We start from the raw sequence: 11,568 nt of genomic DNA, 5'->3' as shown, positions 1-11,568 counted from the left end.
TGCGCGTCGGCATCCTCTGGCTCGATCTAACCAGCTTCGAGCCTACGACTGGTGGTTTGGAGCTCGGCCGGCTAGGGGAGGCTCGTCACCCGCCCGTCCTGCAGGTGCGGCAAAGCGGCAAGGATGCTGCTGATCACGCCCGCCTCCGAGTTCGATGGGGCGATATTCCGGGCGCGCGCCCGGATGCTCGGGTGCGCGTTGGCGACCGCGTAGGAATGCTCGGCCGCATCGAGCATCTCGGCGTCGTTGAGATAGTCGCCGAAGGCCATCGTCTGCGCCCTGCTGATCCCCAGCTGCTGCTGGAGCCGCACCAGCGCCCGGCCCTTGTTCGCTCCCCGGCTCATCACGTCGACATAGTTCTCGCCCGAGACCACAACGTCCGCAGCGAGGTTGAGCCCGCGCAGCGCCGGCCCGGTTCGTGTCTCGGCCGAGCCGACGTCGTAGATCGCGAGTTTGAGGACCACGTCATCGAGGGCGGCGGCGTGGACATCCGCGACGACTTCGAGCGCAGCGTAGTAGCGGGAAACGTGGCTGACGAAGTCGGGATCGGAGCGCTCGATGTAGGCGGAGCGGACGCCGCAGACGATGATGCCCAGGTCTGCACCGGCGGCCGCGGTGGTGCGCACCCAGTCCACGATGGGCAAGATGATCGATGGATCAACGGGTTCCTGAACGATGCTGGCGCCGTCCTTCACCACGTTTGCTCCGTTCTCCGCGATGTAGACCAGGCCTTCGTGCTCGCCGAAGACCTCGTGGAGGGTCTGATACTGGCGACCGCTTGCGGGAACGAACATGACTCCGGCCTGCGCGAGTTCGTCGAGGAGGGGCCAGAATGCGTCGGGAACGCGGCCGTTGTCGTCGAGGAGGGTGCCGTCCATGTCCGAGACGATGAGGCGGATGTCGGCTGGTTCTGTTGGGTGGGTCACGCGGCGGCTTTCCTGTCGATGTCCGTGCAGTGGAACGTGGAGATGCTTCGGGGCGACGGCGCTGTCCTCATTGATGATGTCACCCTTGACCGAGAGAGTCCCGGTCCAGGCCCGCGTTCGAGCAGGCCGGTCGGAGCTAGAGCAGGCCGAGGTCCTCCGCGCGGCGGATCGCCGCCGGTCGGCCCGCCTTGACTTGGAGTTGCTTTCGTTCGGGAGAAGGCACGGCTATGTTGGGGTCAACTGAAGGAGGCGGTTGTGAGCGCACGTCCGCACGACCTGGCCGATCTGTACCTCGCTCCCGTCGCCCTCGATCTAGACCATCGCCTCGAGGAGCTGTCCGGCCTCTCGGTCGATGAGGTGGCGTACCGCGTGATCCTGGGCGCGGACCGCGAACCGCGCAATGCCACGGAGCGTGAGGAAGCGTGGCTTGAGACTCTCACGCGCGGCCTCGACCTGCACGGCTGGCAGGTGTCCCGGCATCCGAGGGGTCTCCTGCTTTCGCACGACGCCTACGCGTTGGTGCTGGGGATTCCCGCCAATCTGGCCTCCTACCTCGACGCCTGAACTGGCCCGGCACCTGGGGGTCCCTCCCGGTCGGGTTGCCACTGTAGTCTGTGCGAGACATACGAGCATGCACGGTGTTCGCCCGGTCAGGGTCACGTGTCGACGCACCGAGGGAGTTCCTATGCGGGCCCGTGGAATCGCCGTTGTCGTGCTGTTGTTCGCCGCGTTCATGGACCTGTTGGACACGACGATCGTCAACGTCGCCCTGCCGTCCATCCAGGCGGATCTGGACGCCACGCCCGCCCAGCTGGAGTGGATCGTGTCGGGGTACGTCCTCGCCTTCGCGGTTGTTCTGATCACCGGCGGGCGGCTCGGCGACATCCTCGGGCGCAAACGGATGTTCCTGGTCGGTGTCGCGGGCTTCACCCTGGCCTCGGCGTCCTGCGCAGCGGCCTCCAGCGGCGACACGCTCGTCGGGTCGCGTCTGGTCCAGGGCCTGTTCGCGGCCCTGATGACCCCGCAGGTACTGTCGATCATCCAGGTGCTGTTCGCGCCGAAAGAGCGCGCTGGCGTGTTCGGGGCCCTCGGGGGCATTTCCGGGCTCGCAGCGGTGGCCGGGCCGCTCCTCGGCGGCATCCTGGTCACCCACAATGCCTTCGACCTGGGCTGGCGCACGGTGTTCCTGATCAACCTCCCGGTGGGGGTGCTGCTGTTCATCGCGGCGGCCGTCGTGATTCCCGAGTCGCGTTCGACCGAACGGGTTCGCCTGGACGTGCCCGGGGTCGTTCTCGTCTCCGCCGCGCTCTTTCTCGCGGTCTTCGCCCTGATCGAAGGTCGTCAGGAAGGCTGGCCCGTGTGGATCTGGCTCATGCTGGCCGCCGCTCCCGTCGTGCTGGTCGTCTTCGTTCTCTACCAGCGCTCCCTCGGCAAACGCGGAGGATCGGCCCTCGTGCCGCTCTCGCTCTTCTCGAGCCGCGGCTACTCGGCCGGCGTGTTCACCAACTTCTCCTTCGGCGCCTCGATCGGTGGTTTCTTCCTCATCCTCGTGCTCTACCTGCAGATCGGACTCCGATATTCCGCGATCGACGCAGCCCTGGCGACCCTGCCCTTCAGCATCGGCGCGCTGGCGGGCAGCGGGCTAGCCGTGCCCCTCAGCCCGAGGCTCGGCCGCACCCTCATCCTCGGCGGCGCGTTGGCCCAGATCGCCGGCCTCTCCTGGATCGCCGCGATCGTGACCGGGCAGGCCGATGCGCTGAGCGGCTCCGACATGATCCTGCCCATGGCCCTGGCCGGGTTCGGCCTCGCACTGCTGGTCGTGCCGCTGACCGATGTCGCGCTCGCCAAGACCTCCGTCGCCAACGCGGGTGCGGCATCCGGGGTGTTCGGAACCTTCCAGCAGGTCGGTTCCGCGATCGGTATCGCGGTGGTCGGGGTCATCTTCTTCGGGATCGCGGGAACCGCCTACACAGCGCAGAACCTGCGGCTCGCCTTCCTCGGCGGGCTGTGGGTGCCGCTCGTCGCGCTCAGCCTGGCGGCGATGGGAACCTTCCTCCTGCCCAGCGTTGCCGATGTGCAGACGCACAAAGCGGATACCGAGGCGCTGGCCGAGTCAGATTTCAAGAACAGTCCGGCATCCGTCGGCGGGCGGCCCGGCCGAGGGTGGCACCGCCCGGCCTGACCGGGGGCCGTGTCAGGCGCGGTCGGCCAGGAGGTTGACGGCCAGGAGGTTGACGGCCAGGGTGTAAACGGCGCCACCGCGGCGCGGTCGGCCCATGGGAGGTGCTGGCGCATTGGACCCTCACCTCCCCGAGGACGGGTCTGCGTTGTTCATCCCGTTCACGGACGGGAAGACGCCGCTGATGAGCAGCGTCTGCTCGGCGCTTCGAAACCGCATCCCGCACCGGGCCCGCCCTGACTACGGCAGACTGTAACCACACGCGAGTGGCCCTGCCCCGGCAGGATGGTTGCATTTTTCGATTGGCGTTAACGACGACACCTGGAGAGACAATGAACAAATACGCAGTCACGAACCCGGCTACCGGAGCCAGCGAATCGAGCTTCACCCTCGCAACCGATGCTGAGGTGATCGCCGCCATTGAGGCTGCGGATCGTGCCCACAGCGAGTTCTCCCGCGGCACGTCGGTTGGCGAGCGCGCGGCCCTCATGCAGCGGGTCGCGGACCTGCACACCGAGCGCCGGGAGCACCTGGCCGAACTCATCGTGCGCGAAATGGGCAAGCCAGTCGAGCAGGCTCTCGGCGAGGTTGATTTCTCGGCGGACATCTACTCGTACTACGCCACCCACGGTGAGGCGTTCCTCGCAGATGAACCGATCGAGCTCCTCGGCGGCGAGGGCTCGGCGTTCATCCGCAACGCCTCCCTGGGGGTGCTTCTCGGCGTCATGCCGTGGAACTTCCCGTACTATCAGGTTGCCCGCTTCGCCGGTCCGAACCTGGTGCTCGGCAACACGATCCTGCTCAAGCACGCCTCGCAGTGCCCCGAATCCGCCGCCGCCATCGAGGAGATTTTCGCGGATGCCGGCTTCCCGGCGGGCGCGTATCGCAATCTTTACGCGTCCAACGCGCAGATCGCCGACATCCTCGCGGATCCCCGCGTCTGTGGTGTTTCCCTGACCGGTTCGGAGGGCGCAGGCGCGGCCGTCGCCGAGGTCGCTGGCCGCAACCTCAAGAAGGTGGTGCTCGAACTGGGTGGATCCGACCCGTTCATCGTGCTGAGCGCCGACAACCTCGAGGAGGCCGTCGACGCGGCCGTCGCCGCGCGCCTGGACAACTCGGGCCAGTCCTGCAACGCCGCCAAGCGATTCATCGTGATCGACGACCTGTACGACGCCTTCGTGGAGAGCTTCACGGCGAAGATCACCGGCAACGTTCCGGCCGACCCCACGTCGCCCGAGACCACGCTGGGCCCGCTCTCCTCCCTCGGCGCCGCCGAGGCCCTGGAGGAGCAACTCCAGCGCGCCGAGGCCCAGGGTGCAACCGTTCACGCCAGGGGGAGCCGCACGGGCGCCTTCTTCTCGCCCACGGTTCTCACCGGCGTCTCCGCGCAGAGCGACGCCTACCGGGAGGAGTTCTTTGGCCCTGTCGCCGCGATCTACCGCGTGCAGAACGAGGCGGAGGCGGTGGAGGTGGCCAACGACATCCCCTACGGCCTCGGGTCCTACCTGTTCACGACGGACCCGGAGCAGGCCCTGCGGGTGGCCGACCTGATCGACGCCGGCATGGTCTTCATCAACGGGTCGCTCCTGGACAGCCCGGAGCTTCCCTTCGGTGGAGTCAAACGGTCCGGGTTCGGCCGAGAACTGGGGCGCTTCGGCATCGCGGAATTCGCCAACAAGAAGCTCATCCGCATCCTCAAGTGACGTTCGGGCCCGGCAACCGCGTCTTGGTCTGCCGGGCCCGTCGGCTGGACAGCGCCCGGCTCAACTGAGGGGTCAGCCGTTTCCGGGCCAGGCGACGCGCGCCCGGTGTCAAAGGCGACCACACAGCCCAGGATCAGCAGGGACAGCGAGACGGATGCCAGCGCATCCGTTGCCCAGTGGTTGCGGAGGTACACGCGGCTGACGCTAGACGATATGAGGGTGTCCGGCTCTTGAGGCTGGGGTCTCCGTTCAGATATACGTGGGTTACCGACCTTGGAGGGTTGGCCTGTCCACAGCTGAATTTTGGAGGCCCCAGTTGACTCAATATCGTAGTTTCGTTGGTCTGGATGTGCACGCACGAACTATCGTCGGCAGCGCGTTGGACGTCGATACCGGCGAAGTCACCCGGCATCGATTCGGGTATGACCTGGCCGAGGTCGTCGTGTGGACCCGGTTGTTGCCGGGTCCGCAGATCGCAACGTATGAGGCCGGCCCGACCGGGTTCGGTCTCTACCGCCTGCTGCTCGCCGCTGGCACGGAGTGTGTGGTGGCGGCGCCGTCGAAGTTGCAGCGTCCCAGCGGTGACCGGGTCAAGACCGATGCCCGGGACGCGTTCCATCTGATGCGGTTGATACATCTGGATGAGATAACGGCGGTGAAAGTTCCCTCGGTCGAGGAAGAAACCGCCCGTGATCTCGTCCGCTCCCGGGAGGATACCCGACAAGACCTGATGAGTGCCCGGCACCGACTCTCGAAACTGTTGCTCCGGCACGGGTTCGTCTATGACGATGGGGCCGCGTGGACGCAGAAACACGACCTTTGGCTGAGTTCCCACCGGACCGGTGACCTCGCGTTCACGACCGCGTTCGATGCGAACTACGAAGCCGTGATCCAGACTCTCGACCGGCGCGACCGTCTCGGTGAGGCGATCACCGCGATGGCCGCGGATTCACCATTCACTCCGATGGTGAACCGGCTCGGCTGCCTGCGGGGCATCTCGGCGTTGACCGGGTTCGCCCTCGCGGTGGAGATCACGGACTGGCAGCGCTTCACCGGCAACACAATCGGCGCGTTCCTTGGCCTGGTGCCGTCCGAGTACTCCTCAGGCCAATCCCGGCAACTCGGCGGGATCACCAAGACCGGCAACTCGCATGCGCGCCGGCTCCTCGTTGAGGCCGCTTGGCAGCACCGTCGCGACTACTTGCCGTCGGCTCGGTCCGTGCTGCAGGCCTGGTGGGAGGAAGCACCCGCCCCGGCGCGGCTCCGCGGTCAGGCCGGCAACGAGCGGTTGCATCACCAATGGGTCTCGTTCACCGCGAGGACGAAGTGGCCCGCCATCGCGAACGTCGGCGTCGCCCGGGAACTCGCCGGCTGGTGCTGGTCCCTCGCCGTCATGGACGGATAAGTCCCCTCAGACCGCTGATCGCCCCGGACCGAAGTGACGACGAACACGATGGAGTGACCCGCTTTGCCGCTATGAGCAACCTGACCAGTCGGTCGGGCGACGCCCGATTTCTAGACCTGCGGCTTCACTCCTGCCGAACACTTCGCCCTGCGGTATCCAACCCGCGTATATCAGTCTGACCGTGTGTCGAACAGACAAACTCGACCACTCCGGTCCCCGGCGACCAGCCTCCCGCAGCACCCGAGACTCAGCCTCTCGTGTTCTGACGGGGAAGCGGGAAACTAGGCCCGCGTCCCCGTCAGAACACGACTACCAATCATCCCGGGCGCCGCTCAAACATGCCCCCTTGACAAAACCCCTACATATCAGCGGCAACGATGCAGGCCGCGGCGAAGCCGATCCCGGCGTCCACTCCGGGAATTCTCCGACGGCGAAACGGACCCGGCGACCCAGACCCAGGCCCGAGGCGATCGAAGAGGGTCTTGAGCAACTGCACGAGTCTCCCCGCCAGCAGTTGGTTGCGGCGTTCACGACGGGCAGGACCAGAATGGCGATCGGGTCACCGCCGAGGACTCCCGCAACGAACAGTCGCTTTCTGGGGCGGCGGTGGGGTCGGCTTTTTGTGACGACCTCATCGATGGCCGCACGAAGCCGATCGCCTCGCGGTGCGACCGTAGGTGCTGAATTCGCCAACCGGCCGAACAGATCTTCGTCATCCATGTGCGTCTCCCCGTCAGTGATGCTTTCCCTACACACCTGTCCGCAGGGGGACGAAACGTCCGAGTCGGCAGAACTCGATTGATTTCATGAACGCCAGTTTCGGCCCCGGATCTCCAGATCGCGCCCGGAAGCCGAATCGAAGAGCAATACAAACATTGAGGGGAGCTGTTCTTGGATTTATCTGCTCCACTCGCCTCGTTCATGAATGGCCTCGACGCTGTCGCCTTGCGCGTCGTTGCCAGGGCCGGTTCAGAGCTCACTGGTCGACAGATCGCCCGTCTGGCGGAGACTGGAACACCGGCTAACGTCCGATTGTCTCTTCTCCGGCTCGTCGACATTGGTCTGGTCATTTCGGTCCCAGCGCCCCATGCAACTATGTTTTCTGCCAACCGGTCGCACGTCCTCTGGCCTGCTGTTGAGATCGCGATGAACGCACGCCAGGAATTAAACAGGCGCGTAGCAGCACTCGCAGATGCGAGCGCACCTGAGGGCGTCACGGTTGCCCTCTACGGCTCCGTGGCACGAGGTGATTCCACCAGGACGAGCGACGTCGACCTGCTCGTCGTCTTTCCCGACGAGGTCGCACTCGATGACCGGGACGAATTCGTCACCGGGCTCCGGGACAACGTGCAGCTGTGGACCGGCAATGATGCCCAGATCTATGACCTAACCGAATCGGCCCTGACCAGGCAGAAGGAAGACGGAGACCCGATCGTCGATAGCTGGGCGTCGGAGGGGATCGTTGTCTACGGAAACAGCGCCCTGGGAATGAGAAAGGCGCTGTGAACGCGCGGCTCAAACAGATGACGGCGGCGGAGGTGCGAATCCGTGCCGAACATGCCCGCGATTCTCTCCTCACTGCTCAAGCTCGATTCGAGCCTGGGGGACCGATGGCGTCGAACACTACGACTGGGCTGAATGCCGTCAACGCCGGCATCGCCGCGGCCGATGCTATTTGCGGATCCAAACTCGGATACCGGTCCAGCGGTCAGGATCACAAACAGGCCATCGGCCTCCGAACCCAAGCGCTCCCTGAAAAGAGAACCGCGGCACGGGACTTGGGTCGACTCTTGGAAGCTAAGACCCTCACCTCCCATGGGGCGAGCCACATCACCGAGGCCAGGGCGAGCGAGCACCTAGAATACGCAAGCCGGTTGGTAGACGAGATGGAAGCCGCCCTCGCCTCCTAACTGCAGGCACCTCCCGAGGATTCTTATACGACCCTTGACTTCTCAGCGTCAAGACCAGGGTCAGCGCCCGATATCGAACCCTATGCGGAACGTTCGAGGACCTTGTGGCGGCGTCGACGTTGGTGGATACCATGCCATCTTCTCCATTCCTGAAACCCGATCGGCCATCAACAGCGACGCCCCGTAACACTCCGAGCGCCTGTGCGAGCCAATCTGGCTGTTGTACGTCTCCCGGAGTGACGATGTAGGCGTCGTCCACGGTGACGATGGGTTTTAGCGCGCTCGGATTTGGTTTCCGGCCGTCGGCGGCGTCAGGCTGACGATGTCCGGATAGACGAATGGCCCGGCGTGCGATCTTTGCGGATCACGCCGGGCCATTCTGACGCGTAAAGGCCGCGCTGATGCTCACGGCAAGTCATGATCCTGTTGTTGTCGAGTTGAACCTCCTGGCCGGGCGCGTGGTCTGCCTAGATTGTGGTGGTCGGTTGCGCCCCTGGGGGTGGGCCAGGGACCGCGTCATCCGCGACGGCCTCGGCACAGATTGGGCGGGCCGCAGGCTCCGGCCGCGCCGGTCCCGGTGCACGGCCTGCCGGGGCACGGATGCGCTTTTGGAGGTTCGGTTGGCCGCCCGCCGGGCCGATGCGGCCGAAGTGATCGCGGCAGCCGTCGAGGCGAAGACCGTGCTGGGGTGGGGCCACCGGAAGATCGCCGCGGGCTGCGGCAGGCCTGCCTCAACGGTCCGCGGTTGGTTGCGCGCTTTCGCCGTCTCGGCCGGTGCGATCGGCGAGCGGTTCACGGGGTTGTTGGTGCGGGACGCTCCCGATTCTGTGGTGCTGTGGCCCAAACCTGCCGGCACCGCTCGGGGTGAGGCGTTGTCGGTCAACCGGACACCGGTCGCGCCAATCAACGCTGCGAAAACCACGCCATCTACCGATGCGATTCACAGCCACAGAACCTTAGCGTCGGATATTCGACGAATTCACAAGCCACCCCCTCACGTTCGTCGTGGACTCATTCCGAGGCATCTCCTGAGCTGTACTTTTTATACCCTGGGGGGTATCCTGATATTTCCGTCGGACGAATGAAGGAGCGACCCATGTGCAGTGCAGTCCGTTGTAACCGTTGCGGCAAGATCACCTGGGCCGGATGTGGCGAACACGTCGCCAGCGTCATGGCCGATGTCCCGCCCGCGCAGCGTTGCACCTGCAACTAGCCTCCGGCGAGGGCGGTGGCCTCGGGGCGCTAGCCGCGGGCATTGCGGCTCGCCAGAACGAAGCGCTCGAGCGCCTGGCCGCCGCCACCGGCGGACAGTCGCTGTGCTCGTTGTCCCGGGGACCCGGCGCGGTTCCAGCGGCGAAGTACTACGAGGGAGAGGCCGCGGTCCTGGCCGAGGTGCGCCGGGCCATCCGTCGCCTCCCACCCGCCCCCGATGGTGACGCGGCTGCCCGTGGGATGCTGCTCGACATCCGCGATCGCTGGAGGTCCCAGGGTGAGGGGCCCGGTCGCGCAGGCGTTAGTTGGGCCGGATACCTCGCCGGCGGTGTGGACGCCGTGGAGCGCCTGACCGCCCGGTATCTGTAGCGTGCCCAGGGCGCAGTCGCGGGCCGCTCGGCCCGCCTGCACCCGGATACCGCCCTGCCGTGTCCGGGTGGCGGGAGGCCGGACACGATCGGCGACATCGACATGGCCGCCGCGGTGCCGGAGCGCATTCCCTTGCCCGTAGAGGCGATGCAGGCGGCCGCCATTTCGCCCATCGACGCGGTGTGGGTCGGTTCGGTCGCAACGTTCAGGATCATGTCGGTGAACGCGATCCCGATACCGAACACGTTGGGGTAGCTCGGGTTCTGGTAGGTGTTCGGCCAGTCCGCTGTTGTGCCGGTAGTGGATCAGTCTGGGTTCGATCTCGGTCACCGCGGCCTGGGTGATCGCCTTAATCTTCCTTTTGCGGAAGAGCGATTCCATCCAGGCTTCGCTCGTGATCCGGCGGCCGGCCTGGCTGAAGGTCATTCCGCCGCCGCCGAAATCGCCCAGCTCGTGCTCGTTGGCCAGGTGCCTGGCTGCTTCAACGGCATGGTTGGGCGTGCAGACCGAGACGGTGTGGCCGGAATCCGGACCGAGCCCGGGGGTTGCGGCGAAGTTCAGCTTGGGGCCGGTGGCGTTGATCAAGTAGTCGTAACGGATGCGTTCGGTCGGCGAGGCTCGCGTCGGGTCGGTGTAGACCACGTCCACGGCCCCCGGGCGTTGTCGGCGTCACCCTCCGGGCGCAGGGCGACCGCCCTGGCCTGGCGGAAATCGATCTTCTTGCGCCGGTAGATCGGGGCAAGCGGGAAGACCACTTTCGCGGGACTCATCTTGCCCACGCCGACCCAGATGTTAGAGGGGATCCAGTTCCAGTTTGAGTTGGGTGACACCACGACGACGTCGTGGCTCCTGCCCAGGCGCCGCGTGAGGAACAGCGCTGCGGTGTGGCCGGAAAACCCGGCCCCCAGAATGACGACTCGTGCCAGGTCAGACCTCTCGATTCCAGCATCGATTCTGGGACCGACGGCTCCCACAAGGCCTGGCTGGATGGGACCCTGCTCGGCCTGACCCCGACCGAGTGGGGCTCCTGGCCGCGGTCGCAGCCGCGCCGGGGCGGGTGGACTCGCGCTACGAACTCGTCAACCGGGTTCGCGGCTACGAATATGCGGGCTACGAGCGCACCATCGACTTCCACATCAAAAACCTCCGGCGCAAGCTCGATGCCTCGGGAGCCGACGGGGTGGAGACCGTGCTCGGGGTCGGCTACCGGCTCGGGCTGCGCCAGGACGAGACGCCATGACCCCTGCCGGACTGGAACTGGGACTGGGCCCAATCGAACGTCGGCTCCTGTTCGCCTTTGTGCTGCTCGCCGTCTCGTCGGTGCTCGTGCTCAGCGGAGCCGCCCTGATCGGTGTCGATCGGGGAGTGCAGGTGGCCCAGCAGGCCGACCGCGAAGAGTTCGCGGGCGCTGCTGTTAACGCTGCGGCCGACGCCTTCCGGCAGGGCGGTGGTTGGGACCGGGCGGATCTGAGTCGGGCCATTGCGATCGCCGCCGCCGCATCGGCCAGACTCGCCGTCCTGTACGCCGACGGCACGACGATCCAAACCAGTGGCAACGGTGGCGGAAGCCCCAACGGCGAGGGAATGGGTGAGGGAATGGGTCACGGAGCCGTCATGGCCGGAACCCGGGTGGTCGACGTTGCCTGGTCCTGGATCGCCGTGGCGGCTGCCGTCGCGCTCGTCGTGGCGCTCGGCGCGAGTTGGCTGGTGACGCGGTTGGTTCAGGGATCGGCCTGGCCCTGGTGCGCGAAATCGTGCGCAGCCACGGCGGGACCATCGAGGTGACGTCGGCGCCGGGCGAGGGAACTACGATCACCATCCGGTTGCCCGCCACCGGCACCGCCGCTCCCGCGGGCTAGGAACG

At 66.2% G+C, this 11,568-nt stretch carries 11 protein-coding genes; 9 read left to right on the top strand and 2 right to left on the bottom strand.

What is annotated here, in order from left to right:
- Positions 1–71: 71 nt before the first annotated feature.
- Complete coding sequence (locus tag E3O19_RS15435; protein WP_241981422.1) at positions 72–926, bottom strand: HAD family hydrolase; 855 nt, start codon at positions 924–926, stop codon at positions 72–74.
- Between the two features lie 255 nt (positions 927–1,181).
- Between E3O19_RS15435 and E3O19_RS15430 the strand changes: the two genes are divergently transcribed.
- The 6 genes from E3O19_RS15430 (at position 1,182) to E3O19_RS15405 (ending at position 9,208) form a co-directional block, all read left to right on the top strand.
- Positions 1,182–1,490: a hypothetical protein gene (locus E3O19_RS15430; protein ID WP_134569072.1), complete on the top strand. Its 309-nt coding sequence runs from the start codon at positions 1,182–1,184 to the stop codon at positions 1,488–1,490.
- Between the two features lie 121 nt (positions 1,491–1,611).
- Positions 1,612–3,108, top strand: coding sequence for an MFS transporter (locus E3O19_RS15425; RefSeq protein WP_134569070.1), 1,497 nt, complete (start codon positions 1,612–1,614; stop codon positions 3,106–3,108).
- A 329-nt stretch (positions 3,109–3,437) separates the two neighbouring features.
- The gene (locus tag E3O19_RS15420) at positions 3,438–4,808 is read left to right on the top strand and encodes an NAD-dependent succinate-semialdehyde dehydrogenase (RefSeq protein ID WP_134569068.1); all 1,371 of its coding nucleotides are present in this window, start codon (positions 3,438–3,440) and stop codon (positions 4,806–4,808) included.
- A gap of 316 nt (positions 4,809–5,124) precedes the next feature.
- Complete coding sequence (locus E3O19_RS15415; RefSeq protein WP_134569066.1) at positions 5,125–6,213, top strand: IS110 family RNA-guided transposase; 1,089 nt, start codon at positions 5,125–5,127, stop codon at positions 6,211–6,213.
- 1,146 nt (positions 6,214–7,359) lie between these two features.
- Positions 7,360–7,719, top strand: a complete 360-nt coding sequence (locus E3O19_RS17885) for a nucleotidyltransferase domain-containing protein (protein ID WP_166804595.1) — start codon at positions 7,360–7,362, stop codon at positions 7,717–7,719.
- A 1,024-nt stretch (positions 7,720–8,743) separates the two neighbouring features.
- Entirely contained in the window at positions 8,744–9,208 is a 465-nt protein-coding gene (locus tag E3O19_RS15405) for a hypothetical protein (protein WP_134569062.1), read from the top strand.
- A gap of 157 nt (positions 9,209–9,365) precedes the next feature.
- Here the strand turns inward: E3O19_RS15405 and E3O19_RS15400 are convergent, their stop codons facing one another.
- Entirely contained in the window at positions 9,366–10,352 is a 987-nt protein-coding gene (locus E3O19_RS15400; RefSeq protein WP_134569060.1) for an NAD(P)/FAD-dependent oxidoreductase, read from the bottom strand.
- 370 nt (positions 10,353–10,722) lie between these two features.
- On the opposite strand from E3O19_RS15400, the gene E3O19_RS15395 reads away from it, so the two are divergent.
- The 3 genes from E3O19_RS15395 to E3O19_RS18880 are packed head-to-tail and all read left to right on the top strand — an operon-like array spanning position 10,723 to position 11,563.
- A complete protein-coding gene (locus E3O19_RS15395; RefSeq protein ID WP_198413928.1) occupies positions 10,723–10,944 on the top strand; it encodes a winged helix-turn-helix domain-containing protein in 222 nt (73 codons plus the stop codon).
- Positions 10,941–11,489 (top strand): hypothetical protein, encoded by a 549-nt coding sequence (locus E3O19_RS18490; RefSeq protein ID WP_241981420.1) that lies wholly within the window; start codon positions 10,941–10,943, stop codon positions 11,487–11,489. Before E3O19_RS15395 ends, E3O19_RS18490 begins: the two co-directional genes overlap by 4 nt.
- Complete coding sequence (locus E3O19_RS18880; protein WP_420898630.1) at positions 11,447–11,563, top strand: ATP-binding protein; 117 nt, start codon at positions 11,447–11,449, stop codon at positions 11,561–11,563. Before E3O19_RS18490 ends, E3O19_RS18880 begins: the two co-directional genes overlap by 43 nt.
- Positions 11,564–11,568: the final 5 nt, after the last annotated feature.

The organism is Cryobacterium algoritolerans (genome assembly GCF_004402785.1).
GTDB classification, from domain to species: domain Bacteria; phylum Actinomycetota; class Actinomycetes; order Actinomycetales; family Microbacteriaceae; genus Cryobacterium; species Cryobacterium algoritolerans.
Note: the sequence above shows the minus strand (reverse complement) of the source record. Positions and strands in the feature narration are given on the sequence as shown.

Coding starts and splice junctions, on each gene's coding strand:
- E3O19_RS15425 (WP_134569070.1), top strand. CDS start 1,612: ATGCGGGCCCGTGGAATCGCCGTTGTCGTGCTGTTGTTCGCCGCGTTC.
- E3O19_RS15420 (WP_134569068.1), top strand. CDS start 3,438: ATGAACAAATACGCAGTCACGAACCCGGCTACCGGAGCCAGCGAATCG.
- E3O19_RS17885 (WP_166804595.1), top strand. CDS start 7,360: ATGAACGCACGCCAGGAATTAAACAGGCGCGTAGCAGCACTCGCAGAT.
- E3O19_RS18490 (WP_241981420.1), top strand. CDS start 10,941: ATGACCCCTGCCGGACTGGAACTGGGACTGGGCCCAATCGAACGTCGG.